20 protein-coding genes are annotated in these 24,053 nt (G+C 76.2%); 12 read left to right on the forward strand and 8 right to left on the reverse strand.

What is annotated here, in order from left to right; translation table 11 throughout:
- Nucleotides 1-81 precede the first annotated feature (81 nt).
- The 4 genes from ACFVXH_RS16180 to ACFVXH_RS16195 form a co-directional block, all read right to left on the reverse strand.
- Entirely contained in the window at nucleotides 82-606 is a 525-nt protein-coding gene (locus tag ACFVXH_RS16180; protein WP_380739564.1) for a DinB family protein, read from the reverse strand.
- Nucleotides 607-690: 84 nt separating this feature from the next.
- On the reverse strand, nucleotides 691-1,407 hold the full coding sequence (locus ACFVXH_RS16185) for a TVP38/TMEM64 family protein (protein WP_259316442.1): 717 nt from the start codon (nucleotides 1,405-1,407) through the stop codon (nucleotides 691-693).
- Between the two features lie 86 nt (nucleotides 1,408-1,493).
- Nucleotides 1,494-2,264, reverse strand: a complete 771-nt coding sequence (locus ACFVXH_RS16190) for a dienelactone hydrolase family protein (RefSeq protein ID WP_387823987.1) — start codon at nucleotides 2,262-2,264, stop codon at nucleotides 1,494-1,496.
- A 92-nt stretch (nucleotides 2,265-2,356) separates the two neighbouring features.
- Nucleotides 2,357-3,607 (reverse strand): MFS transporter, encoded by a 1,251-nt coding sequence (locus tag ACFVXH_RS16195; protein WP_387823990.1) that lies wholly within the window; start codon nucleotides 3,605-3,607, stop codon nucleotides 2,357-2,359.
- 109 nt (nucleotides 3,608-3,716) lie between these two features.
- Between ACFVXH_RS16195 and ACFVXH_RS16200 the strand changes: the two genes are divergently transcribed.
- From ACFVXH_RS16200 to ACFVXH_RS16225, 6 genes are all read left to right on the forward strand, one after another.
- Complete coding sequence (locus ACFVXH_RS16200) at nucleotides 3,717-4,901, forward strand: ROK family transcriptional regulator (protein ID WP_387823993.1); 1,185 nt, start codon at nucleotides 3,717-3,719, stop codon at nucleotides 4,899-4,901.
- Between the two features lie 105 nt (nucleotides 4,902-5,006).
- Nucleotides 5,007-5,423: a molybdopterin-binding protein gene (locus tag ACFVXH_RS16205; protein ID WP_387823996.1), complete on the forward strand. Its 417-nt coding sequence runs from the start codon at nucleotides 5,007-5,009 to the stop codon at nucleotides 5,421-5,423.
- An 86-nt stretch (nucleotides 5,424-5,509) separates the two neighbouring features.
- A complete protein-coding gene (locus tag ACFVXH_RS16210; RefSeq protein ID WP_380739570.1) occupies nucleotides 5,510-5,974 on the forward strand; it encodes a hypothetical protein in 465 nt (154 codons plus the stop codon).
- The gene (locus tag ACFVXH_RS16215; RefSeq protein WP_387823999.1) at nucleotides 5,971-6,705 is read left to right on the forward strand and encodes a glycerophosphodiester phosphodiesterase; all 735 of its coding nucleotides are present in this window, start codon (nucleotides 5,971-5,973) and stop codon (nucleotides 6,703-6,705) included. Before ACFVXH_RS16210 ends, ACFVXH_RS16215 begins: the two co-directional genes overlap by 4 nt.
- Before the next feature lie 135 nt (nucleotides 6,706-6,840).
- Nucleotides 6,841-7,947, forward strand: a complete 1,107-nt coding sequence (locus tag ACFVXH_RS16220; RefSeq protein ID WP_234348675.1) for an AI-2E family transporter — start codon at nucleotides 6,841-6,843, stop codon at nucleotides 7,945-7,947.
- A 44-nt stretch (nucleotides 7,948-7,991) separates the two neighbouring features.
- A complete protein-coding gene (locus ACFVXH_RS16225) occupies nucleotides 7,992-8,894 on the forward strand; it encodes a virginiamycin B lyase (protein WP_387824266.1) in 903 nt (300 codons plus the stop codon).
- 30 nt (nucleotides 8,895-8,924) lie between these two features.
- On the opposite strand, the gene ACFVXH_RS16230 is transcribed toward ACFVXH_RS16225, so the two are convergent.
- The 3 genes from ACFVXH_RS16230 to ACFVXH_RS16240 are packed head-to-tail and all read right to left on the reverse strand — an operon-like array spanning nucleotide 8,925 to nucleotide 13,436.
- Nucleotides 8,925-9,482, reverse strand: a complete 558-nt coding sequence (locus ACFVXH_RS16230; protein ID WP_049661076.1) for a GAF domain-containing protein — start codon at nucleotides 9,480-9,482, stop codon at nucleotides 8,925-8,927.
- Nucleotides 9,466-10,323 (reverse strand): S8 family serine peptidase, encoded by an 858-nt coding sequence (locus tag ACFVXH_RS16235; protein WP_387824002.1) that lies wholly within the window; start codon nucleotides 10,321-10,323, stop codon nucleotides 9,466-9,468. The genes ACFVXH_RS16230 and ACFVXH_RS16235 overlap by 17 nt, the downstream gene beginning before the upstream one ends.
- On the reverse strand, nucleotides 10,320-13,436 hold the full coding sequence (locus ACFVXH_RS16240) for an adenylate/guanylate cyclase domain-containing protein (protein WP_387824005.1): 3,117 nt from the start codon (nucleotides 13,434-13,436) through the stop codon (nucleotides 10,320-10,322). Before ACFVXH_RS16240 ends, ACFVXH_RS16235 begins: the two co-directional genes overlap by 4 nt.
- Nucleotides 13,437-13,857: 421 nt before the next feature.
- Here ACFVXH_RS16240 and ACFVXH_RS16245 point away from each other — a divergent pair, with 421 nt between their 5' ends.
- The 3 genes from ACFVXH_RS16245 (at nucleotide 13,858) to lanKC (ending at nucleotide 18,111) form a co-directional block, all read left to right on the forward strand.
- Nucleotides 13,858-14,034, forward strand: a complete 177-nt coding sequence (locus tag ACFVXH_RS16245) for a hypothetical protein (protein ID WP_158077737.1) — start codon at nucleotides 13,858-13,860, stop codon at nucleotides 14,032-14,034.
- Between the two features lie 218 nt (nucleotides 14,035-14,252).
- Nucleotides 14,253-15,473, forward strand: a complete 1,221-nt coding sequence (locus ACFVXH_RS16250) for an MFS transporter (protein ID WP_387824008.1) — start codon at nucleotides 14,253-14,255, stop codon at nucleotides 15,471-15,473.
- Nucleotides 15,474-15,564: 91 nt separating this feature from the next.
- Entirely contained in the window at nucleotides 15,565-18,111 is a 2,547-nt protein-coding gene (lanKC, locus tag ACFVXH_RS16255; protein WP_387824011.1) for a class III lanthionine synthetase LanKC, read from the forward strand.
- A 16-nt stretch (nucleotides 18,112-18,127) separates the two neighbouring features.
- Here lanKC and ACFVXH_RS16260 read toward each other — a convergent pair whose 3' ends face one another.
- On the reverse strand, nucleotides 18,128-20,089 hold the full coding sequence (locus ACFVXH_RS16260) for a BTAD domain-containing putative transcriptional regulator (protein WP_387824014.1): 1,962 nt from the start codon (nucleotides 20,087-20,089) through the stop codon (nucleotides 18,128-18,130).
- A 597-nt stretch (nucleotides 20,090-20,686) separates the two neighbouring features.
- On the opposite strand from ACFVXH_RS16260, the gene ctaD reads away from it, so the two are divergent.
- From ctaD to ACFVXH_RS16275, 3 genes are all read left to right on the forward strand, one after another.
- Nucleotides 20,687-22,492 (forward strand): cytochrome c oxidase subunit I, encoded by a 1,806-nt coding sequence (gene ctaD / locus ACFVXH_RS16265; RefSeq protein ID WP_387824017.1) that lies wholly within the window; start codon nucleotides 20,687-20,689, stop codon nucleotides 22,490-22,492.
- A gap of 119 nt (nucleotides 22,493-22,611) precedes the next feature.
- Nucleotides 22,612-23,145 (forward strand): hypothetical protein, encoded by a 534-nt coding sequence (locus ACFVXH_RS16270; RefSeq protein WP_387824020.1) that lies wholly within the window; start codon nucleotides 22,612-22,614, stop codon nucleotides 23,143-23,145.
- Nucleotides 23,146-23,303: 158 nt separating this feature from the next.
- A complete protein-coding gene (locus ACFVXH_RS16275) occupies nucleotides 23,304-24,023 on the forward strand; it encodes a response regulator transcription factor (protein ID WP_074003716.1) in 720 nt (239 codons plus the stop codon).
- The last annotated feature ends 30 nt before the right edge of the window (nucleotides 24,024-24,053 follow it).

Consider the following 24,053-nt stretch of genomic DNA (forward strand, 5'->3'; position numbering starts at 1 on the left):
CCTTATCGGTCGCGGTCACGGCGTAATTGACCTTCTGTCAACAATGCGGAAACGATTTCACCCGCGGTGTCACCCGCAGGGTCACTCGCCGGTCGATCCGTCGATCAATTCGCGCAGAAGATCCGCGTGGCCGTTGTGTCGGGCGTACTCCTCGATCATGTGGGTGAGGATCCAGCGCAGCGTCACGGGCTGACCGCGGCGCGGCTTCTTGCCGACGGTCTCCAGCGGCAGGCCGGCGGCGGCGCTGCGGGCGGCCTCGACCTCGGCGCGCCAGACGGCGAAGTCGGCCGCGACGTCGGCGGTGTCGACGTCGTCGAAGTCGCCGTCCTCGTTCTCCTTGGTCCAGAAGTGCCCCTCGGGGATCTCCTGGCCGAGCAGGACGGACTGGAACCAGTACTGCTCCACCTCGGCCATGTGCCGGACCAGGCCCAGCAGCGAGAGGTTGGACGGCGGGACGGAGCGCAGCCGCAGCTGGTCGTCCGTCAGGCCCTCGGTCTTCAGCGCGAGGGTGTGGCGGTGGTAGTCGAGGAAGGCGTGCAGGGTGGCGGCCTCGTCGGCCGTCATCGGCGGGTCCACCCGCGGGTCCGGTGCAGTCATGCGCGCCATCCTGGCCTCCGGCGGCGCACCGGCGCGAACGATTTTGTCCTGGTGGGCCGGTCTGAGGGGACGGAGCGGACGGACGGGCCGGGTTCAGCCGGCCGTCGCCCGGCGGCGGGTCCGGGCCGCCCGCCACAGGCCCACCACGCTGCCCAGCACCAGCAGCGCGATCACCCCCGCCGACAGCAGGAAGGCCGCCGAGCCCGGCCGGCCCGCGCTGGCCGCCGCCGTGACGTACACCGCCGTGGTCGGCACCACGCCGATCGCGGTGGCGAGCACGAAGGGCAGGAAGCGGACCCCGGAGAAGGCCGCGCCGTAGTTGGCCGCCTGGAACGGCATGCCGGGCAGCAGCCGCAGCACCAGCACGCTGCGGAAGCCCTGTTCGGTGAACCGCCGGTCCAGCGCCCCGAGCACCTTCCCGCGCAGGTACGGGCGGAGCGCCTCGCGGCCGAGGCCCCGGCCGAGCACGAAGGCCAGGGCGGCGCCGACCGTGGTGCCGAGCACCGCCAGCAGCACGCCCTGCTGGATGCCGAGCAGCAGCCCGGCCGCGGCGTTCAGGGCCGGCCGGGGCACGAAGGCGAGCGTCCCCACCGCGTAGACCAGGGCGAACAGCGGGCCGAACCAGTAGCCCGGCATCCGGTCCGCCAGCCCGCCGGACAGCAGCTCCGTCGGGCTCCACAGCAGGAGCGAGCCGGCCGCCGCCGCGAGCACCGCGACCAGCAGGGCGAACCGCCACCACGGGGAACGCGGCGCGACGGCGGGCACCTGCGGTGCGAGGGGCGGGACGGGAACGGCATCGGGCTCGAACACCGCCCGAGCCTAACCGGTCCCGGGCCCCGGCCCCGCCGCCGTCCACGCCCCGGTCCAAGGCCTGGGGCGGGGGCCGGGATCCGGGTTCAGCGCGGCCGGGCGAGGAAGCCCAGCAGGCGCTGCCACGCGTCCCGGGCCGCGTCGGCGTGGTCGACCGCGGCGAGCTCGAAGAAGTTGTGCGGCGCCCCCGGATAGGTGACGAAGGTGTGCGGGCAGCCGGCCGCGGTGAGCGCGGCGTCGAAGGCCTCGACGGCGGCGGCCGGGATGTGCTCGTCCGCACCGCCCCAGAGGGCGAGGACCGGGGCGGTCAGCTCCGCCGCGAGCTGGGTCGGCCCCGGGGCGCCGTGGATGACGTCCGGGTAGCCGTAGAAGCCGACCGCGCCGGCCAGGCCGAAGCGCGGCGCGGCCGTCCGGAAGGCTTGCCGGCCGCCGAAGCAGAAGCCGAGCGCGACCACCTCGGCGGGCCCGACGGCGCGCAGCCGTTCCAGCGCTGCGGTGATGTCGGCGTCCAAGCCGTCGGGGGTGAGCGCGAGCAGGTGGGGGAGCAGGTCCGGCAGTTCGCCGAATTCCGCCGGGCGCTTTTCCGGGAAGGCTCCGGCGGTGCGGCCGTAATAGTCGAGGACGAGCGCCGGGTGGCCCTGTTCGGCGAGCCGGGCGGCGGTCTGCCGGTAGAACGGGGAAAGGCCCCTGTTGTCCGGCAGGACGAGTACGCCGACTCCGGTGGCGACCTCCGGGCGGGCCAGGAAGGCGCCGAACCGGGTGCCGTCAGCCGAGGTCAGGGTCAGTGGGGTGGCCTCGGCCAGCGGCCACGGGGCGGGACCGGGGGCGGGCGGGGCGGCGTCCGGGTCGTAGCACACGGGGAATCCCTCTCGCGGAGCACGAAAACCGCCGGACGCGGCGCGCCCGGCGGTTCGAGACTTTAGCGGGGAATTCCCTCAGGAATTCACCATCATATCGTGGAGAGATCTTTTCCGGAAGGCTTTTCCGGTGACGTTGCGGTCACGTTCTCGCCGCCGGAATTCCGTTCGGCCAGCCGCAGCGCCCCGGCGCTCAGCAGCAGGGCGAAGGCGAGCGCGGTGACCAGTCCGAAGGAGACGGTCAGCGAGGTGGCCTGGGCGAGGGCGCCGATGACCGCGGGAGCGATCAGGCCGGAGGTGTAGGTGACGGTGGCGACGCCCGCGATGGCCTGGCTGGGGTTGCTGCCGATCCGGCCGGCCGCGGCGAAGGCGAGCGGGACGATCACCGCGATGCCGATGCCGAGGAGCGCGAACCCGGGGATGGCCAGCGCCGGGCTGTCGGCGGCGACCACCAGCAGGCCGCCGACGGTGGCCACGGCGCCGCCGACGCGGGTGGTGCGGACGGCGCCGAGCCGGCGGATCGCCGCGTCCCCGGCGAGCCGGCTGACCGCCATGGTGAGCGAGAAGGCGGTGTACGAGGCGGCGGCGACGGTGGCCGAGGCGCCGGTGACGTCCCGCAGGTAGACGCCGCTCCAGTCCATCGAGGCGCCCTCGGCGAAGACCGCGCAGAAGCCGACCAGCCCGATCACCAGCGAACTGCGCGGCGGCAGCGCGAACCTCGGAGGCTCCTCCGCGTCCTCGTGCGCCCGGATGTCGGGCAGGCCGCGGCAGACCGGCTGGGCGAGGGCGAGCAGGACCAGCGCGGTGGCGGCCAGCTGGAGCCGGGCGTCGAGGTCCAGGTGGGCGGCGAGGATGCCGAAGGCGGAGGCCAGCAGCCCGCCCGCGCTCCACATCCCGTGCAGTCCGGACATGATCGAGCGGCCGAGCCGCTCCTCGATCTCCACGCCCTGGGCGTTCATCGCGACGTCCGCCATCCCGGCTGCGGCGCCGTACACCAGCAGGGCCGCGCACAGCACCGGCAGCGAGGGGGCGAGCGCGGGCAGGGCGAGGGCCAGGCACCAGAGCGAGATCAGCCCGCGCACCGCGGCCCGGCCGCCGTAGCGGTGCACGAAGCGGCCGGCCAGCGGCATGGCGAGGGAGGAGCCGATGGCGGGCATGACCAGGGCCAGGCCGAGCTGGCCGGTGGAGAGGTCGAGGCGGTCCTGGAGCCACGGGATGCGGGTGACGAAGCTGCCGCTGACGGCCCCGTGCACGCAGAAGACCAGGGCGATGCCGGCCCGGGCCCGACGGGGTGCGCTCAGCGGTTCCGGCGGTGGCGGTGGTGGCGCGGTGGTCCCGTTCATGGGGTGTTCCCTCCCGGTCGCGCGGTGTGGGGCGCGACAGTGCCCTGTGACGGTCGATAAACTATCAGGAAGGGACCCTGATAGAAACACTCTGGAAGGATGATCCGCCATGACCATCGCGCGTACGGCCACGCCGAGCACCGCCCGGGCGATCAACGACCGGCTGGCACTCAACCTCCTGCTCGAACAGGGTCCGCTGACCGCGACCGAGCTGCGCGGCCTCACCGGCCTGTCCCGGCCGACCGTCGCCGACCTGCTCGAACGGCTCCAGCGCACCGGCCTGGTCGCCGTCGTCGGCGAGCGCGGGGAACAGCGGCGCGGCCCCAACGCCCGGCTCTACGCGCTGGTCGCCTCCCGGGCCCACCTCGCCGCCTTCGACGTCCGCTCCGGCGGCGTCAGCCTGGTCGTCGCCGACCTGGCCGGGCGCAGCCTGGCCACCGCCGAGGTCCCGGTCGAGGGGGACGGCGGGCCGGACACCGCCGGGGAGATCGTCGCGACCCTGCTGGAGACCGCGCGCGGCGCCGGCGTCGACCGGCTGCACACCGTCGCGGTCGGCGCCCCCGGGCTGGTCGACCCGGCCACCGGGCGGCTGCAGAGCACCGGCAAGCTCCCCGCCTGGCACGCCGAACTCCTCGCCGCGCTGCGGCGGCTGCCCGGTACCGAGGTGATCCTGGAGAACGAGGTCAACCTCGCCGGGCGGGCCGAGTACCGGGTCGGCGCCGCGCGCGACCGCGACACCTTCGTCCTGCTCTGGCTGGGCCACAGCGTCGGCGCCGCCGTGATCCTGGACGGGCGGCTGCGCCGGGGCTTCTCCGGCGGCACCGGCGAGATCTGCTTCCTGCCCGTCCCCGGCACCGTCGGCCTGCCCAGCGCCGACAGCTGCGAGGGCGGCTTCCACGGCCTGGTCGGCAGCGCCGCGATCTGCGCGCTGGCCCGCGCCCACGGGCTGCCCGCCGACCCGGCCGGGGACGCCCCCGCCGCCGAGGCCGCCGTCCGGGCCGCCCTCGCGGCCGGCGAGGCGGGCGGGGGCTTCCTGGACGAGCTGGCCGAGCGGATCGCGATCGGCGCGGCGGGCGTCTGCGTGGTGCTGGACCCCGGCTGCGTGGTGCTCGGCGGCGAGATAGGCCGGGCCGGCGGGCCGGAGCTGGCCGGCCGGGTCGAGCGGCGGCTGGCGCTGCTCTCCCCGCTGAGCACCGAGGTGCGGGCCGGTACGGCGGGCGGCGGCGCGGTGCTCGCCGGGGCGGTGCTCACCGCCGGGGACGCGGCACGGCGCGACCTCTTCGGCGAGCCATAAGGTATGCCGTGGGGCGGCCCTCACATGATCGTCCGTACCGCCGGTACGGCAGGATGGCGCGGGGGCGCCCGCCCCGAGAACCCGAACCACCGTCAGGAGACGCACATGGGCCAGCCCGAGGTGCCGGCCAACCCGTACCGCATCGGCGAGGCCGCGGCGCTGCTCGGCGTCAGCGCCGACACCATGCGGCGCTGGGTGGACGCCGGGCGGGTCGCCGCCGCGCGGGACGAGCACGGGCACCGGATCATCCCGGGGGCCGAACTCGCCGCCTTCGCCCGGGAGTTGGCCCGGCCGGAGAACGCCGAGTCGGAGGGCCGGCCGTCCTCGGCGCGCAACCGCTTCCCGGGGATCGTCACCGACGTGGTGCTGGGCGACGTGGCCGCGCAGGTGGAGATCCAGGCCGGGCCGTTCCGGGTGGTGTCCCTGATCAGCCGGGACTCGGCGGTGGAGCTCAACCTGGTCCCCGGTGCGCCCGCCACGGCGGTCATCAAGTCCACCAATGTGATGATCGAACGCCGCTAGCCGGTCCGGTGGATCCCCGCGGATCCCTCCGCAGCCCCCTGTAACCCCCTTCGTACGAGTCCCGGAACGAACCGAGAGGCGCCCGGATGCCACCCCCGCACCTGCCGACCACCCAGAGCGCCGTGCTCGCGATCGAGGCCGTGGCCGCCCGGCACGGCCGCACCGTCCGCGCCCAGCACGACATCGGCCGCGACCGGACCTTCGCCGGGCTGGTCGGCCCGGACGGTCCGGGCGGCTCGGGCGGCTCGCTCGGGGAGCTGGACGCCATCCCGCACGAGGCGCTGCTGGAGTTCGACGGCCGCCCCGCCGTCACCGTCCGGCTGTTCACCCACGACGAGGTCGCCGTGACCGTCGAGGGCATCGCCTTCGACGTCGACCGCGACCGCGTCCCCGGCTTCCTGAACGCCGTCTGGTCCGACCTGGTGCACGTCAAGGCGCGCACCTTCCCGCCGTCCACCACGCTGATCGTCACCGTCCCCGGGGAGCCGAGCCACCGCGAGGACATCGGCGTCCACAGCCTCACCCCCTGGCTCGCCGGAAGGATCCGATGAACGCCGCCGCCAAGCCGCTCGCCGCCAGAACGCTCGCCGCCAAGCCGCTGGCCGTCGCCCACCGGGGCGACCCGTACCGCTTCCGCGAGAACACCCTGCCCTCCGTCGAGTCCGCGCTCGCCGCCGGGGCCGACGCCGTCGAGGTGGACGTCCAGCTCACCCGCGACCGGGTGCCCGTCCTGCTGCACGACCGCACCCTGGAGCGGCTCTGGGGCGACGCGCGGTCGATCGACCGGGTCACCGCCGACCAGCTGGAGGAGCTGCGGCAGGGGCCGCTCGCCGTCCCCACCCTGGCCGAGGCGGTCAAGGCGGTGACGGCCGTCGAGGGCCGCCGGCTGCTGATCGACCTGGACGACGCGGGCCCGGCCGCCGCCGCCTGGTCGGTCGTCACCGGGCTCGGGGCCGAGGCGGCGGTCGCCTTCTGCGGCCCCACCGCCGCCATGCTCGCGGTGCGCGAACTGAGCCCGGACGCCGAGATCGCGCTCACCTGGAAGCAGCCCCGGATGCCGGTGCGCGCCCTGCTGGACGACCTGCGCCCGCGCTACCTCAACCCGCCGTTCGGCCTGGTCACCCCCGAGTTCACGGCCGCCGCGGCGGAGCGGGGGCTCGCCGTCTCCACCTGGACCGCCGACCTGCGCCGCACCATGCGCCGGCTGCGCGACACCGGGGTCGCCTCCATCACCTCCAACCGGATCGACGTCCTGCGCTCGGTGCTGGACGGCCGCCGCTGACCGGAGCGGTGCTCGGCCGGAGGGCGCCCGGGTCGCCCGTTCGGGTGCTCCCGGCCGATCCGCCGCGCGGCCCGTCGGAACCTCTGCTGAGCTGGGGCGGTTCGGAATCGTCGACGACCCCCGGCGGAGGTGGCCGTGTCCGTGGAGCGCGCGCCCGGCGAGCAGCGGCAGCCGGACGACCGCAGGCCGTACCTGATGCTGCCGCCCGGGCTGCGGCAGGCGGCGGCCTGGTCGGTGGCGGTGATCCTGCTGATCGCCGTCGCCTCGCTGGTGGTCTTCGCGCTGGTCGAACTGCGGGCCGCGACCGTGCCGTTCGTCCTGGCGCTGCTCGGGGCCTCGCTGCTCTACCCGGTGGTGCCGTGGCTGGTGGGCCGGGGCGTGAGCCGGAGTCTGGCGGCCGGGCTGACCTGCGTGGTGCTGGTGGTCGCGGTCAGCGGGGTGATCGCGCTGCTGGTCAACTCGCTGGTGCACAGCGCCCCGCAGATCGCCTCCTCGCTCCAGGAGGCCGGGCAGCGGCTGGCCGACTGGCTGGGCCCGCTGGGGGCGAAGATCCGGCACGGCCTGGACAACGCCAAGGGCGAGACCAACTCGCTGGTCTCCACCCTCACCAACGGCGTGCTCTCCGGGCTCGGCCTGCTCACCCAGCTGATCACCGGCGGGGTGCTGGCGCTGGCCCTGGTGTTCTTCTTCCTCCGGGACGGCCACCGCACCGGCGACGCCATCCGCTCCTACCTGCCCGAGCGCAGCGCCACGACGGTGATCGCCTGCGCGGAGCGGGCCTTCGACGCGATGGCCGGGTTCATGCGGGGCACCACCCTGATCGCGCTGATCGACGCGGGCTTCATCACCATCGGCCTGATCGCCCTCGGGGTGCCGGGCGCGCCCGGGCTCGGCGCGCTGGTCTTCATGGGCGCCTACATCCCCTTCGTCGGGGCCTTCCTGTCCGGCACGGTGGCCGTGCTGGTGGCGCTCGCCGACGGCGGGCTCGGTACGGCGCTCTGGGCGCTGGGCGTGGTGCTCGCGGTGCAGATGATCGAGGGCAACGTCCTCCAGCCGGTCATCCAGAGCCGGACGGTGGAGCTGCATCCGGCCACCATCATGGTCGCCGTGGTGGCCGGCTCGGGCATCGCCGGGATCATCGGCGCCCTGCTCGCGGTGCCGGTCTGCGCCGCCGTGATGGGCGTCATCTCGGTGCTGCGGGGGGACCCGGACGCGCGGGAGAAGTCGGTTGCCGGGCCGTGACCCGTTGTGCGAGCATCGCTAATGCGATTTGAGTCGCGATAGTGATGCGGAGGGGTTGCGTGGAACTGTTCGAGGTGGCCGAGGCGGGGGCCGGGCCGTACGGGGTGGCCGTGGGGCCCGACGGGGGCGTGTGGTTCACCCTGGTGCACACCGGGGAGATCGGGCGGCTGGCCGCGGACGGGACGGTCGAGCGCTTCGGCCTCGGCGCGCCGGAGTGCGGGCCCGCGGTGATCACGGCGGGGCCGGACGGGGCGCTCTGGTTCAGCCGGATGCGGGACCACCGGATCGGTCGGATCACGGTGGACGGGACGGCGACGTCCTACGCGCTGCCGACGGAGGAGGCCGGGCCGTACGGGATCGCCGCCGGGCCCGACGGGGCGCTCTGGTTCACCGAGCTGAACGCCGGCCGGATCGGGCGGATCACCGTGGCCGGTGAGGTCACGGAGTTCCCGCTGCCGCTCGCCGGGGCCTTCCCGTCGCTGATCACGGCCGGGCCGGACGGGGCGCTGTGGTGCACGCTCAACCAGGCCGACGCCGTCGCCCGGATCACCGTCGACGGCCGGGTGACCGTCCACGGGCTGCCCACCGGGGGCACCGCGCCGGTCGGCATCACCGCCGGGACGGACGGCGCGCTCTGGTACGTCGGCATCGGCGGCGGGCTGGTCGGGCGGATCACCGTGGACGGCGAGGTGACCGAGTACCCGCTGGCCGACCGCGCGGCCCGCCCGCACGCGATCGCGGCCGGGCCGGACGGCCGGCTCTGGTTCACCGAGTGGGGCGCCGGCCGGATCGGGGTGCTCGGCCCGGACGGGCGGCTCGGCGGCCACCCCCTCCCGGGCGGGGGCGCCGAGCCGCACGGCATCGTCGTCGCCCCGGACGGCGCGGTGTACGCGGCGCTGGAGCGCGGGCAGCTCGCCCGGCTGGACGGCGTGCCGGGCCAGGGCTGACGGCGCAGCAGCTCCTCCAGGCGCTCGCGGTCAGGGCTGACGCCGCAGCAGCTCCTCCAGGTCGGCGAGCAGGCCGAGGGCGGCGGCCCGGTCGGGGGCCGGCTCCGGGGCGGGGGAGCGTTCGGCGATCACCCGCAGGGCGGCGGCGGCCTGGCGGGCGAACATGGCCAGCAGGTCCAGCTCGGGCAGGCTGGCGCGGGCCTGCGGGGCCGGGTCCAGCACCTCCAGGACGCCGAGCACCCGGCTGCCGTGGGTGAGCGGGGCGGCCATCAGGGCGGTCGGGACGTACGCGGTGGACTCGGCGAAGTCCCGGTCGAAGGTGCGGTTGGCGCCCAGGTCGTCCACCACCATCGGCTCGCCCGAGGCGGCCACCCAGCCGGCGATCCCCCGGCCGGCCGGGAAGCGGCGGCCCACCAGCGACTCCTCGCCCCGGCCGGAGACGGCCTGGAAGACCAGCTCCCCGGCCGCCTCGTCGAGCAGGCACACCGAGCCGGCCTGGGCGCCGAAGATCGCCCGGGCGACGTCCACCACGGACTGGAGCAGCTCGCGGGCCAGCGGGTCGACGGCGGGGTCAGTGCTGAGGGTCATCGGGCGCCTCCGGGGTGGGGGTGGAAGGGACCTGGACGTTGGCCGCGGTGAGGTAGAGCGCGCTCTTCAGCTGGAAGGTGGTCAGCCTCGGCCGCCGGGACAGGATGCGGGCGCAGAGCCCGGCCACGTACGGGGTCGCGAAGCTGTTGCCGGTGGTGCGGATGGTGGCGCCGCCGAGCCAGGGCACCCGGACGTTCTGGCCGGGGGCGAAGAACTCCACCGGCGGCGCCGGGTTGTACAGGTGCAGCTCCGGGTCCTCCTCCTGGTGGCTGCCCACCGAGATGACCGAGGAGAAGCGCCACGGGTAGCTCTCCACCGGGGTGTTGTGGGCGGAGGCGACGATCGCGGTGCGGGCGAAGAAGGCGTCGTCGGCGATCGCGTGCAGCTGCTCCAGGAAGCGGGTCCGGGTGGTGGAGAGGCTGAGGTTGACCACGTCGAAGCCCTGCTCGACGGCCCAGCGCAGCCCGGCGATCAGCATGTCGCCGGTGCCGGTGAAGCGCTCGCCGAGGACCCGGACGCTGTAGAGCTCGCAGTCCGGGGCGGTGCGGCGGATGATGCCCGCGCAGGCGGTGCCGTGCCCGCAGGTGTCGCCGGCGCTGTCGGGGCGGACGGTCAGCTCCCGGGTGACCGGGTCCTTGACCACCGCCCAGGAGCCCTGCACCGGCCCGACCAGCGGGTGGTCGGGCTCGATCCCGGAGTCGACCACGCAGACCCGGACGCCCTTGCCGGTGCCCCCGGCGTCCGATGCCCCGGCGTCGGTGGCGACGGCGTCGGCGAGCACCGGGAGGTCGGCGGGGGTGCGGTCGCGCAGGCTCCAGGTGAGGCCGGCCGGGCCGCTCACCGGGTGCCCCCGAGCCGCTCGGCGCGCCGAACGCCCGGCAGGTGGCCCTTGGCGGCGAACCGGTCCCGGGCGGTGGCGGCGGCCGCCGCGGCCTCGGCGGGGCGGTCGAGCAGCAGCAGGGCGTGCGCCCGGTCGAGCGCGGTCAGCGCCTGGAGCAGCAGCGACTCGGTGGCCTCGGCGGCGGACAGGGCGGCGGCGGTCAGGTCCAGCGCCGGCGCGGCCTCGCCCCGGGCGGCGGCGAGCCGGCCGCGCAGCGCGTCCAGCTCGATCGCGAGCACCGGCGGCAGCGCGGCGACGGCGTCCGCGCCGTCCAGGTGCCGGGCGGCCTGGGCCGGGCGGTCGGTGTCCAGCAGGACCCGGGCGGTGGTCAGGGCGAGGCGCGGCAGCGGGGCGGCGCTGCCCTGGTGGCGGGCGATCTCGGCGGCGTCGGCGAGCAGGTCCAGCGCCTGGCCGCCCTGCCCGAGCGCGGCCGCCGCCTGGGCGGTCAGCGCGGGCAGCGCGATCATCGCCTCGGCCAGCGACAGCTCCCCGGCCAGGCCGTTGGCCTCGGCGAGCAGCAGCTCGGCCTCCTCGGGGCGGTCGCGCAGCGCCAGCAGGACGGCCAGCGGGCCGTTCAGCGCGACCCGGACGGTCCGCCGGCCGGTGCCGTGCTCGGCGAGCAGGGCGCGCAGCCGGAAGGTCGCGTTCGGGACGGGCTCGGGGCCGGCCAGCAGCGAGGCGGCCAGCGCGGCCAGCACGGCGGCCCGGTCCAGCTCGGCGTCGGTGCGGGAGACCTGGCCGAGCGCCCGGTCCAGCAGCTGTTCGGCCTCGGTGTGGCGGCCGGCCAGCAGGTGCTCCTCGGCCAGCCGCAGCCCGGCCCGGGCCTGGCCGAGGTCGTCCCCGGTGTCGGTGAACAGCGGCAGCACGGCGCGGGCGGTCGCGGCGGGCTGGTCCTGGCCGGGCGGCAGGCCGCGGGCGGCCAGCGCGAGCCGGGCGTGCGCGGCGTCCAGCGGGTCGGCGGCCGCGTCCCGCACCTGGGCGAGGACGGGCAGCGCCTCCTCGGCGCGGCCGAGCGCCAGCCGGGCCTCGCCGAGGCGGCGCAGCACCGGGCCGGTGGCGCGCTCGCCCGGGTAGTGCAGCCGCACCGCGCGCTCCAGCAGGTCGGTGGCGGCGGGCAGGTCGGCGCGGGCCAGCGCACCGGCCCCGGCGGTGCCGAGGGCGGTGGCCGCGCGGGTGCGCAGCACGTCGGTGCGGGTGTCCAGCAGGCCGAGTTCCAGCCGGTATCGGTGGGCGCGCTCCAGGTGGCCGCCGACGGCGGCGTCCCCGGTGGAGCGGACGGCCGGCAGGTCGGCGGCGCGCTCGTGGCGCTCGGCGCGGGCCCGCTTGGACATGGACTGGTAGACCGACTCCTGGACCAGGCCGCTGCTGAACCGGTAGCCGGTGCCGGTCGGTTCGACCAGCCGCAGCTCGGCCAGCCGGGCCAGCGCGGCGTGCAGCCGCGGCGGGGTGTCGTCGACCCAGGCGGACGGGCCGGCCGGCAGGCCGTCGATCGGGCCGGTGAAGACGTCGTCCTGCGGGTCGGCGAAGGCGTCCTGGTCGCTGCCGCCGTGGGCGAGTTCGGCGAGTTCGGCGGCGGTGAAGGCGCGGCCGAGGACGGCGGCGAGGTCGAGGGTGGCGCGCTCGTCGCGCTCCAGCCCGTCGATCTGGGCGCTGAGCAACGCCCGTCCGGTGGGCGGCAGTTCGTCGGTCAGTGCGGGGCCCTCGGTCTCGGTGAGGGCGGCCAGCAGCTCCTCCAGGTGCAGCGGGTTGCCCTCGGCGCGCTCCAGCAGCCGGGTGGGCACCGCGTCCTGGTGGGCGCTCAGCTCGGTCAACTGGGCGGCCAGCAGGGCGGATTCGTCCCAGGACAGGCCGCCGACCGGCAGTGTCGGCAGCTCCGGGCGGGCGGCCGGGAGCTCGGGGCGGGTCAGGCAGAGCAGCAGCACGGGGGCCGCGCCGAGTTCGGCGGCCAGCCGCTCGACGGCGTCCAGCAGCACCGGGCCGGCCCACTGGCAGTCGTCCAGGACCAGGACGGCCGGGCGCTCGACGGTGCGGCCGCGCAGGATCGCGGCCAGCAGCTCCAGCGAGCGGCCGGCGTCGATGCCCGGCGCCGTCGCCTCGTCCAGCCGGGCCAGCGCCTCGGCGGGGGCGGCGCCCTCGGGCTCGTCCAGCAGGGTTCGGACCGCCTCGGCGAGCGGCGCCAGCACGCCCTGCCCGCCGAAGCTGCGGCAGCGGGCGGTGCCGCAGCGCGCGGTGCGCCGGCCGACCCGCTCGCGCCAGTCGCGCACCAGCCGGGTCTTGCCGATGCCCGCCTCGCCGGCCACCAGCAGCAGCTCGGCCCCCTGGCCGCCCGCCACCCGGGCCAACGCGGTGTCCAGCAGGGCCAGTTCGCGCTCCCGGCCGACCAGTGGGACGTCGAAGCGGCGCAGCAGCTCAGGGTCGTCCTCGTCGAGGCCGACCAGGCGATAGGCGGTGACCGGCTCGGCCTTGCCCTTGAGGTGCAGCGGGCCGACCTCGTCCACCTGGGCGGCCGGGCCGGCCGCGCGCAGCGTCTGCGGGCCGATCAGCACCTGGCCGGGGGCGGCTCGGGTCTGCAGCCGGGCGGCGATGTTCACGGTCTCGCCGGAGATCAGCGCCTGGCGCGCCGAGGCGTCCGAACCCGCCACCACCTGGCCGGTGTTGACGCCGATCCGGACGTCCAGTCGGACGCCGAGGGTGGCGTCCAGCTCGGTGTTGAGGTCCTCCACGTCCTCCAGCATGGCGAGCGCGGCGGCCAGCGCCCGGTGGGCGTCGTCCTCGCGGATCACCGGGACGCCGAAGACGGCCATCACGGCGTCCCCGATGAACTTCTCCAGGGTGCCGCCGTGCGCCTCGATCCGGTGGTGCATCCGCTCGAAGTAGCGCAGGACCACCTCGCGCAGGGTCTCCGGGTCGAGCGCGCCGGACAGGGCGGTGGAGTCGACCAGGTCGCAGAAGACCACCGTGACCAGCTTGCGCTCCTCGGCGGCCAGGTCGAGGGCGGCGGCCCGGGGGGTGCCGCAGGAGGGGCAGAACTGGTCGTTAGTGCCGACGAGTTGGGCGCAGAGTGGGCAGGGCATGGTGGCCGTCCTTCGGTCGTCCTTCGCGGTGCGGGGCGTGCGCGGCGAAGCGGAACGGGTGTGCGCGGCGGGGCGGTTGGCGCGGCCCGGTGGTGCGGGCCGGCCGGTGGTGCGGGGCGTGCGCGGCGGGGCGGTGGTACGGGGGCGCGAGCGTTCCGGGCCAGGGTCGCGGGCGCGGCTTCGGGCCCGGTTCGGGAACGCCTGGTAGGCGGTATGGCCGCAGGTGGGACGGGGTGCGGCAGCCTCCCGGGCGGGCCCGCCCGGGGCCCGGCGGGCCGGCGCGGCCGCTCCGACCTGCGGCCATACCGGTTTCCAACCGGCCCCGAAGCCGGGCGCAGGCGGCTCGGGCCACGGTGGTCGGCAACGGCGGGCAGCCGCCCGCCGGAGCCGTAACCACCCCCGTGCGGAAGGGAGTTCGACCATGGCCGAGAACATGGAGCAGCAGAACGTCGGCGAGAGCGGCGAGGAGACCCCGGAGGTCGAGGCGCACGTCGCCAACATCCTGGACCTCCAGGCGATGAAGGTCCTGAGCGAGTCCTCGGACGGCCTCTGCTTCAGCCTGATCAGCTACGTCCACGGCGCCGAGACCACGGTCTGACCGGAGTCCGGACACCGGGCCGTGCGCGGGGGCGGACGCACCGCCGCCCCCGGCCGCCGACACCCGGTCGCCGGCCGCCGGTTCCCGGTCACTGGTTCACCGGCCACCGGTCACCGGCAATCGGTCACCGCAAGGCTTCCCGGGCGGTCCCGCCGAGACGGGGCCGCCCCGGCCCGATCCGCACCCCCGGGTGCCCCCGCCGACCACGGAGGACGGCCATGGACCCCACCCCGCTCTCCCGCAACCGGGACTTCCGGCTGCTCTGGGCCGGCGGCCTGCTGGCCTCCCTCGGCTCCCAACTCGCCTCGATCGCCCTGCCGTTGCTGGTCCTGCGGGAGACCGGGTCGGCGGCCCGGGCGGGCGCCATCGGCACCGTCTCGGTCGGCGCGCTGCTGATCACCACGCTGCCCGGCGGGGTGCTCGCCGACCGGATCGAGCGGCGCCGGCTGATGCGGATCTGCGACGTCCTCAGCCTGCTCGCGGTCGCCGCCCTGGTCGTCGCGGTGCTGCGCGGGCACACCCCGCTGCCGCTGGTCCTGCTGGTCGCCGCCGCCGGGGCGCTGATCTCCAGCGTCTACGGGCCAGCCGCCGGCGCCCTGCTGCGCGCGGTGGTGCCCACCGGGCAGGCCCGCGAGGCCTCCTCCCGGATGCAGGCGCGCGGCGCCGCCGCCCGGCTGGCCGGACCGCTCGGCGGCGGGGCGCTGTTCGCCTGGCACCCGGTGCTGCCGTTCCTCGCCGAGGGCGTCGGCCTGCTGCTGTCCACCGTCTGCGTGGCGCTGATCCGGACCCGCGCGAAGCCCGCCACGACGGGCGGACCGGCGTTCAGCCGGGCCGAACTGACCGCCGGACTGGCCTTCCTCTGGCACCGGCCCTACCTGCGCACCCTGCTGCTGGTCTTCGGCCTCGGGATGAACTTCGCGTTCAGCGCGCTGATGTTCACCACCCTGGCCGTCGCCTCCGACGGCGGCCGCTCCGGCCTCGGCGGCGGCACCGTCGTCTCCTGCACCGCGGCCGGCGCCCTGGCCGGGGCGCTGCTCGCCCCGAGGGTCGCCGCCCGGGCCCGCGACGGCAGCCTGGTCGCGCTCGCCTGCTGGGCCTGCGCGCTCACCGCCGGGGTGCTGGTGCTGACCAGGGCCCCGCTGGTGATCGGACTGCTCTGCGCCGTCTGCATGTGCCTGTCCACCGTCGCCAGCATCGGCTTCGTCTCCGGCATGCTGACCGCCGCGCCGCCCGACCGGATCGGCCGGGTGCAGAGCGCGGCCGGCTTCCTGTCCACCCTGGTCCAGCCGTTCGGCCCGCTGGTCGGCGGCGTCCTGCTCGGCTCGCTCGGCGGCACCCGGACCTTCGCCCTGCTGGCCCTCGCCATCGCGCTCTGCGCGGCCGTGGTCACCTGGGCGCCGCCGGTGCGGCGCGGACCGGTGCTCAGCCCCGCCGTCTGACGCACCGCCCGCCGAGGCGCCGCCCGCCGCCGCGCCGACGCACCGCCCGCTCCCGGACGACCCCGGAAGACTTCGGAACAGGAGGCCCACGATGGCCGACGTCCACGAGACCCAGCTCTACTGCCTCGCCGACCCGACGTACTACGACACCCCCGGACGGCTGCGGGACGGGGACAGCCGCTACCCGCTGGGCCTCGGCGAGCCGCCCGAGGGCTGGCGGCGGGAGCAGCGCGGGCTGTGGACGGTGCTGCGGCCCGACGGCGGCCGCCTGCCCGAGCAGGGCTGGAAGCTGCACGTGTCGGCGGCGCAGGACGGCGCCGAGCGGACGCTGGCCGTCGTCGCGGGGATCTGCACCGCCCGCCGGGTGGCGTTCAAGTTCCTGCGCAGCCCGGTGGCGCTGCGGGTGGCCAACGGCAAGTACGCGGGGCGCGGCGGCAGCGGCAAGTTCGTCACCGTCTACCCGGCCACGGACGGTGAGTTCCTCTCCCTGGCGGAGGAGTTGGCCGAGGCGCTGGCGGGCTTCCCCGGGCCGTACGTGCTCACCGACCTGCGGATCGGCGACGCCCCGGTGTACGCCCGCTACGGGGCCTTCGTCGAGCTGTGGTGCCGGGACGAGCAGGGCAGGTCCGTCCCGGCCCTGCGGGACCCGTCCGGCGCGCTGGTGCCGGACCCGCGCGAGCCGGCCTTCCGGCTGCCCGCCTGGGTCGAGCCGCCGGCGGCGCTGCGCCCGCACCTGGCCGCCCGGGAGGCGGCCGGCGGGGACCTGCCGTACCGGATCGTCGAGGTGCTCCAGGTCTCCAACGCGGGCGGGATCTACCTGGCCGAGAAGCACGGCACAGGCGAGCGGGTGGTGCTGCGCGAGGCCCGCCCGTACGCCGGGCTGGACGGCACCGGGACGGACGCCCTGACCCGGCTGCGGCGCGAGCGGTGGGCGCTGGAGCGGCTGGCCGGGCTGGCGTGCGTGCCCCGGCTGCACGAGGTGCGCACGGTGTGGGAGCACACCTTCCTGGTGCAGGAGCACATTGAGGGCGTCCAGCTGTTCGCCGAGGCGATCCGGCGCTACCCGCTGGTGCACCAGAACTGCACCGCCGAGCAGCGTGCCGCGTACGCGCGGTGGGTGGGCGGGGTGGTGGACGGGCTGGCGGAGGCGCTCGACGCCCTGCACGCGCGGGGCGTGCGGTTCGGGGACCTCCACCCGGCCAACGTGGTGCTCCGGCCGGACGGGTCGGTGGTGCTGGTGGACTTCGAGTACGCGGCCGAGCTGGACGACCGGCGGGTGCCGACGGCCGGTGCCGCCGGGCAGCACGTCCCGCCCGGGCTGGGCGGCGCCGAGGCCGACCGCTACCTGCTGTGGGCCACCTGGCTGATGCTGCTGATGCCGGTGATGGAGCTCGCCGACTGCGACCCGGGCAAGCTCCCGGCGCTGGAACGGCGGGCGCGGGAGTGGTTCGGACTGGGACCGGAGGAGGGGCCGGTGCGGCCCGCGGCGGTGGCACGGGTGGAGTCGGCGAGCGAGCGGCGCGGCCGGGAGCTGCTGGCCGGGCCCTCGCTCGACCCGGTGTGCCGGGAGCTGGTCGCGGGCATCCACGCGGGCGCCACCCCGGACCGCCCGGACCGGCTCTTCCCCGGGGACGTGGCCGGCTTCGCCGACGGCGGGACGGGCGTGTCGCACGGCGCGGCCGGGGTGCTGTACGCGCTGCACCGCGCCGGGGCCGACTGGCCGCAGGAGTACGCGGACTGGCTGGTCGCGGCGGTGCGCCGGCGGGCCGACCGCCCGGCCGCCGGCGGGCTGTACGACGGGCCGCTCGGCATCGCGCTGGCGCTGGCCCGGATCGGCCGGACGGAGGCGGCCGAGGAGCTGGCCGGGCGCGCCCGTACCGCCCTCCCGGCGCGCGCGGCGGGCCTGTTCGGCGGCCGGGCCGGCGCGGCGCTGGCCCGGCTGCGGCTGGCGGACGCGCTGGACAGCCCCCGGGAGCTGGCCCACGCGCTGGACGACGCACGGGAGTTGGCCGCGGTGCTGGGCGGCGGGCCGGTGCCCGGGCTGGACGAGCCCGCGGCCGCCGGGCTGCTGTACGGGCTGGCGGGCGTCGCGCTGCTCCAGCTGCGGCTGTACCGGCGGACCGGGGAGCGGTGGCTGCTGGACTCCGGGCGGGTGGCGCTGGAGCGGGCGGTGGCGCGGTGCGTCCGGGTGCCCGACGGGTCCGCGCAGGTGCTGGAGTCCGGGCGCAGGCTGGCCTACCTGGACCGGGGCAGCAGCGGGATCGCGCTGGTGCTGCGGGAGTACCTGGAGCACGGCGAACTGCCGGGCGGGGAGGCCTTCCTGGCCGACGTGCGGAAGGTCTGCGCGCCCGGGTTCATCCGGGAGCCGGGGCTGTTCCGGGGCCGGGTCGGGCTGACGCTGGCGCTGGACCGGCTGGGCGGGGCGCCGGCCCGGGAGGCGGTGCTCGGCCAGGTGGGCAGGCTCCAGTGGCACCTGGTGGCCCGGCCGGAGGGGCTGCTGGTGCCGGGGATGCGGCTGCGGCGCTTCTCGGCGGACCTGCACACGGGCGCGGCCGGGGTGCTGCTGGCGCTGTCCGGGCTGACGGAGGGGCGCGGGGCGGAGCGGGCGGACGTGCTGGACCTGCTGACCCTGGGGTGAGCGGGGCCTGGGGCTGTCACACGGGTTCCGGGGACCGCGCGGGCGCCGCGACGGCGGCGTGCGGTGCCTCGACGGTCTCCGGTGCCCCGACAGCGGTCCGCATCGCCCGCTCCCGGGCGTGCAGATGGGTGAGCCGGGGCAGGGCGTACAGCGCGGCGTGGGCGGTGACCTCGCCGGTGGGAGAGGTGACCGCCCCGGTGTCGGTGAGCGCCTCCAGGGTGCGCAGGGCGAGCCGCTCGGGCCGGCCGAGGGCGGCGGCGGCCTCCGGGAGGGTGAAGAGCAGGGCGAGCGGCAGGGCGGCGAGCCGGGCCAGGGCGAGCCGGCCCTGGTCGGTGAGGTCGCGCCAGCCGGAGTCCAGCCGGGCCCGGACGGTGACGTCCCCGGCGACCAGTTCGTCCAGGGCGTCCGCCGGGTCCTCCAGCCGGGCCGCGTACTCGGCCAGCGGGAGGTGGCGCAGCACGGCCAGCCGGGTGCCCGCGACCCGTACGGCGAGCGGCAGCAGCCCGCAGGCGGCCGCGATCCGGGCGGCGGCGGCGCGGTCGGCGCCGGTCCGGCCGGTGCCGACGATGCGGCCGAGGAGGTCCAGGGCCTCGGCGGGGGCGAGCGGCGGGACGGCGATGCGGCGCACCGAGGCGAGGCCGGCCAGCTGGCCGCGGGAGGTGACCAGCACGGCGCTCGGGCCGAAGCCCGGCAGCAGCTCGCGGACCACGGCCTCGCCGGGGGCGTCGTCCAGGACCAGCAGCAGGCGGCGGCCGGCGAGCGAGGCACGCCAGAGCGCGGCGGCCCGGGCGATGTCGGCCGGGGCGGTGTCGGCCCGGGCGGTGTCGTGGTGGGCCGGGGCGGCGGGGCCGGGGCCGGTCCGGTCGGCCCCGGCCGGTGCGGCGCCCGGGCGGCCGGTGAGGGCGGCGAGTTCGGCGAGCACCTCGGGCAGCGGGCGGGCGGCACCGTCCTCGGTGCGCAGCCGGACCAGTACCCGGCCGTCCGGGAAGCGGTCGGCGAGCAGGTGGCCGGCGTGTACGGCGAGCGCGGTCTTGCCGCTGCCGGCCGGACCGGTGAGCACCGCGACGCGTCCGCCGCCGGAGCCCAACTCGTCGACGAGCTGGCGTAGTTCGTCGGTTCTCCCGGTGAAGTCGGCGGTGTCGGCGGGCAGCAGGGAGCCGCCCGGGCCGGTGCCGCGGTCCGGGCGGGCGGCGGTGGGCAGGGAGCGGCCGCGGGCCAGCAGTTCGCGGTAGCGGGCGGTCAGCGTGGGGCTCGGCTCCAGGCCCAACTCGCGGGCGAGCAGCTGGCGGTGGGTGTCGTAGACGGCGAGCGCCTCGGCCTGCCGGCCGGAGAGGTGGAGGGCGTTCATCCGGGCGGCCTGGAGGCGCTCGCGCAGCGGGTGGCGCTCGGCGAGTTCGGCCAGGTCCTCGGCGACGGCGCCGGCGTTGCCGAGCTCCAACTCGGTCTCCGCCCAGTCCTCGTGGACGCCCAGGCAGCGGGCCTCCAGCCGGTCCGCCTCCGCCGCGACGGCGGGGGAGCGGCGCAGGTCGGCGAGCGGCGGGCCCTGCCAGAGGTCGAGGGCCTGGCGCAGCAGCCGGGCGGCGGGGGCGAGCGCCCCGCCGTCGGCGGCGGCCCGGCCGGCCCGGGCGAGGGCCCGGAACCGGAGCAGGTCCAGCTCGGGCTCGGCGGCCCGCAGCAGGTAGCCGGCGGCCGAGTGCGACAGCCGGTCGGGCCCCTCCTCGCGGCCGAGCAGGGTGCGCAGGGTGCAGATGTAGACCTGGAGGTTCTTCCGGGCGGTGCGCGGCGGCTCCTCGGGCCAGACCGCGTCGGTGAGCAGGTCGACCGGGACGGCGGTGTTGGCGCGGCTCAGCAGGACGGCCAGGACCAGCCGCTGCTTCAGCGGGCCGAGGGCCAGCGGGCGGCCGCCGGCCTCGCCGGTGAGCGGGCCGAGGACGGCGAAGCGCAGCCGGGTGGGGGTGGCGGGCTGGGCCAGGGGCATCGGCGTACCTCCGGGGCGTGGGCGGCGGCAGTGCGGCGGTGTAGCAGGTGGTGGGGGCCGTGCGGTGGTGGGCGCAGGCTACTTGACGGCCGATCGGCGCTGAAGGCCACGGAATCGACCGGCTTCGGTCACAGCGGCCGCACAACCGGGGCGCCGGAAGCTGGGATCGACGGGGGGTTTCGTACGGCTGTGCGGACGGCGTTCCGGCAGGTCGGGCCGGGTGGCGGGGGCCGGCCGGGCCGGGCGGACGGACGGCGCGCGGGGCGCCGCCGGACGGGTGCGCGGGGCGGTGGGGAGGGGCGCGTTCCGGCGGTTCTCGACCGGGGCTCAGCGCCGCGGCGAGCGCGGCCCGAGCGGGCGGCGCGGTCGCGGGAGGCGGCCCGACGGCCGGTCAGGAGGCCGCGGGTGAGCGGACGGCAGGCGGTGGGCGAGCGGACAGGAGGTCCCGGTCGCGCGGTCGGGAGGTCCCGGTCGGGGGCCGGGAACTCGGGCCCAGCGGCCCCGGACGGGCGGGCCGAAGGGCCCTGGGGTGCGGAGGCGGCCTGTTCGGATCATGGAGCGCCACCCATTCGCACGACGTTCCGAAGGAGTGCGTCCTTGAGCGCCACCCAGGCACAGGGCGACCCCACCTCACCGCCGACGACCCTCCCCGCAGGGGCGGTCAGGGCCAGGAGGCCCGGTTCGGCCCTGGTCAGACTGCTGACCACCACCGACCACAAGACGATCGGCACCATGTACCTGGTGTCCTCGTTCGCGTTCTTCCTGATCGGCGGCATCCTCGCCCTGGTCATGCGCGCCGAACTCGCCCGGCCCGGAACGCAGATCCTCTCCAACGAGCAGTTCAACCAGGCGTTCACCATGCATGGCTCGGTGATGCTGCTGCTGTTCGCGATGCCGCTGTTCACCGGCTTCGCCAACTGGATCATGCCGCTCCAGCTCGGCGCGCCGGACGTCGCCTTCCCGCGGCTGAACATGCTGTCCTACTGGCTGTTCATGTTCGGCTCGCTGATCGCCGCGGCCGGCTTCGCGACCCCGCAGGGCGCCGCCGACTTCGGCTGGTTCCTCTACGCGCCGCTGTCCGACGCGATCCACTCGCCCGGCGTCGGCGCCGACATGTGGATCATGGGCGTGACGCTGTCCGGCTTCGGCAGTATCTTCGGCGCCGTCAACTTCATCACCACCATCATCTGCATGCGCGCGCCCGGAATGACCATGTTCCGGATGTCCATCTTCTGCTGGAACGTGCTGCTGACCTCGGTGCTGGTGCTGCTGGTCTTCCCGGTGCTGGCCGCCGCGCTGCTGGCGCTGGAGTGCGACCGCAAGTTCGGCTCGCACGTCTTCGACCCGGCCAACGGCGGGGCGATGCTCTGGCAACACCTGTTCTGGTTCTTCGGCCATCCCGAGGTGTACATCCTGGCGCTGCCGTTCTTCGGCATCGTCTCGGAGGTCATCCCGGTGTTCAGCCGCAAGCCGATGTTCGGCTACTCCGGCCTGATCGCGGCCACCATCGCGATCGCCGGCCTGTCGGTGACGGTGTGGGCGCACCACATGTACGTCACCGGGCAGGTCCTGCTGCCGTTCTTCTCCTTCATGACCTTCCTGATCGCCGTCCCGACCGGGGTGAAGTTCTTCAACTGGGTCGGCACCATGTGGAGGGGCTCACTGAGTTTCGAGACCCCGATGCTCTGGACGGTCGGCTTCCTGGTCACCTTCCTCTTCGGCGGCCTGACCGGCGTGCTGCTCGCGGCCCCGCCGATCGACTTCCACGTCTCCGACTCGTACTTCGTGGTCGCGCACTTCCACTACACGCTGTTCGGCACCGTGGTCTACGCGATGTTCGCCGGCTTCCACTTCTGGTGGCCGAAGATGACCGGCAAGAAGCTCGACGAGCGGCTCGGCCGGATCACCTTCTGGACCCTGACCGTCGGCTTCCACGCGACCTTCCTGGTCCAGCACTGGCTGGGCGCCCAGGGCATGCCGCGCCGCTACGCCGACTACCTGGCCTCGGACGGCTTCACCACCCTGAACACCGTCTCGACCATCGGCTCGTTCCTGCTCGGCCTGTCGATCCTGCCGTTCCTCTACAACGTCTGGAAGACCGCCAAGTACGGCGAGAAGGTCACCGAGGACGACCCGTGGGGCTGGGGCCGCTCGCTGGAGTGGGCGACCTCCTGCCCACCGCCTCGGCACAACTTCGTCAAGCTGCCGCGGATCCGCTCCGAATCCCCGGCCTTCGACCTCCACCACCCGGACATCGCGGCCCGGGACGTCCTGGAGCACAGCGGCAAGCCCGCCACGCACCTGGGCGACGTGGAGCCGGCGAAGTACGACCGGCCGCTGAGCCGGGCCGACCGGGCGCGGGTGGCGTCCGCCACCGCCGACTCGCCCTCCTCGGACGGCTGAGTCCGCCCCCCGAACGCCGTCCCCGCCCGCGTCGCTGCCCCCGGGCGGGCGGGGACGGCCCCGTCCGCTCCGCTCCTCACCCTCCTCACCAACCCCTTCGTGACCAGGAAGGCCGGGTCGTGAACCACACCGTTCTCGCCATCGGCACCGCCGCCCTCACCGCGAGCGGCTGTGTCTGGTACCTGCCCGCCATCGCCGACCTCCAGGCCGGCGCCGACCGGCCCCGCTCCACCCGTACGGCCGCCGCGGCCTGCGTGCTCTGGTGGGCCGGGCTCGCGCTCGCGGGCGGGCTGCTGCTCGTCCTGTCGGACTGGCGGCCCGCCGCCCAGATCGCGCTCGCCGGACTGGTGGGCGGCGCGGCGCTGCGGGTGCGGGCCCTGGTGGACCGCCGCCGGGAGGTACGGGAGACGGCGGTCCGCTGGGCCGCCCTGGACGCGGGGCCCGCCCCGCGCTCCAACCGGCCGCCGGCGCTGGCCCTGGCGGGCTGGCTGGTGGTCGGTGTGGCCGTCGCCCTGCTCGGAGCGGCGGCCATCCTGCTGTCCGGCGGCGGCGAGGTCGTGCCCCGGGTGGTGCTCGCGGCGGTCAGCGGCGCGGGCGTCGCGCTCGCCTTCCTGCTGATGGGGCTGGGGAACGTCCGGCGGCAGGGGCGCTGAGGGCACCCGGACCGGCCCGGTCGAGGTCGGGGCCCGTACGGGTCCTGCGGCCCGGTCCGAATGGGGCCGTTGGGCCCTGGGCCCGCGGCCGGTCGCGGGGGGATGATGCCCTGGGCCCCGCTGGGAGTGTGCGGGGGTGACGAAGGTGGAGCCGCGTGATGGCGACCAAGACGGAGGGTGCCGAGGCCTCGGCACCGGTCCGGGTGTTCCTGCTGGACGACCACGAGGTGGTGCGCCGCGGGGTGCACGACCTGCTGGACGGCGAGCCGGACCTGGAGGTGGTCGGCGAGGCGGCGACGGCCGAGCAGGCGCTCGTCCGGGTGCCGGCCCTGCGGCCCGACGTGGCCGTGCTGGACGTCCGGCTGGGCGACGGCGACGGCGTCTCGGTCTGCCGTGAGCTGCGCTCGCGGATGCCCGGGCTGGCCTGCCTGATGCTGACCTCCTTCGACGACGAGGAGGCGCTGCTGGACGCCGTGATGGCGGGCGCCGCCGGGTACGTGCTCAAGCAGATCAGCGGGACCGACCTGGTCGCCGCCGTCCGCACCGTCGCCTCCGGGCGCTCGATGCTCGACCCCGGCGCCGCGACCCGGCTGCTGAACCGCCTGCGCAGCGACGCCGAGCCCGCCCAGCCGGTCACCACCGGACCGGGCCTGACCGTGCGCGAGCAGGAGGTCCTCGAACTCATCGGCGAGGGCCTGACCAACCGGCAGATCGGCGAGCGGCTCTACCTCGCCGAGAAGACCGTCAAGAACCACGTCTCGCGGCTGCTCGCCAAGCTCGGCGTCGAGCGCCGGGTGCAGGCCGCCCTGATCGCCACCGAGCTGCGCCAGGCCTCCGCCGCCCCGCAGCCCTCCGTGCTGCGCTCCGGCCGGTACTGATCCCGGGCCCTGCCCGGCGGGTCCTCCGGG

It is taken from the genome of Kitasatospora sp. NPDC058184 (genome assembly GCF_042883725.1).
Taxonomy (GTDB): Bacteria; Actinomycetota; Actinomycetes; order Streptomycetales; family Streptomycetaceae; genus Kitasatospora.

Coding starts and splice junctions, on each gene's coding strand:
- ACFVXH_RS16240 (WP_387824005.1), bottom strand. CDS start 13,436: ATGCCCTGCCCACTCTGCGCCCAACTCGTCGGCACTAACGACCAGTTC.
- ACFVXH_RS16245 (WP_158077737.1), top strand. CDS start 13,858: ATGGCCGAGAACATGGAGCAGCAGAACGTCGGCGAGAGCGGCGAGGAG.
- ACFVXH_RS16200 (WP_387823993.1), top strand. CDS start 3,717: ATGACCATCGCGCGTACGGCCACGCCGAGCACCGCCCGGGCGATCAAC.
- ACFVXH_RS16180 (WP_380739564.1), bottom strand. CDS start 606: ATGGCGCGCATGACTGCACCGGACCCGCGGGTGGACCCGCCGATGACG.
- ACFVXH_RS16215 (WP_387823999.1), top strand. CDS start 5,971: ATGAACGCCGCCGCCAAGCCGCTCGCCGCCAGAACGCTCGCCGCCAAG.
- ACFVXH_RS16195 (WP_387823990.1), bottom strand. CDS start 3,607: ATGAACGGGACCACCGCGCCACCACCGCCACCGCCGGAACCGCTGAGC.
- ACFVXH_RS16210 (WP_380739570.1), top strand. CDS start 5,510: ATGCCACCCCCGCACCTGCCGACCACCCAGAGCGCCGTGCTCGCGATC.
- ACFVXH_RS16250 (WP_387824008.1), top strand. CDS start 14,253: ATGGACCCCACCCCGCTCTCCCGCAACCGGGACTTCCGGCTGCTCTGG.
- ACFVXH_RS16225 (WP_387824266.1), top strand. CDS start 7,992: ATGCGGAGGGGTTGCGTGGAACTGTTCGAGGTGGCCGAGGCGGGGGCC.
- lanKC (WP_387824011.1), top strand. CDS start 15,565: ATGGCCGACGTCCACGAGACCCAGCTCTACTGCCTCGCCGACCCGACG.
- ACFVXH_RS16275 (WP_074003716.1), top strand. CDS start 23,304: ATGGCGACCAAGACGGAGGGTGCCGAGGCCTCGGCACCGGTCCGGGTG.
- ACFVXH_RS16230 (WP_049661076.1), bottom strand. CDS start 9,482: ATGACCCTCAGCACTGACCCCGCCGTCGACCCGCTGGCCCGCGAGCTG.
- ACFVXH_RS16205 (WP_387823996.1), top strand. CDS start 5,007: ATGGGCCAGCCCGAGGTGCCGGCCAACCCGTACCGCATCGGCGAGGCC.
- ACFVXH_RS16260 (WP_387824014.1), bottom strand. CDS start 20,089: ATGCCCCTGGCCCAGCCCGCCACCCCCACCCGGCTGCGCTTCGCCGTC.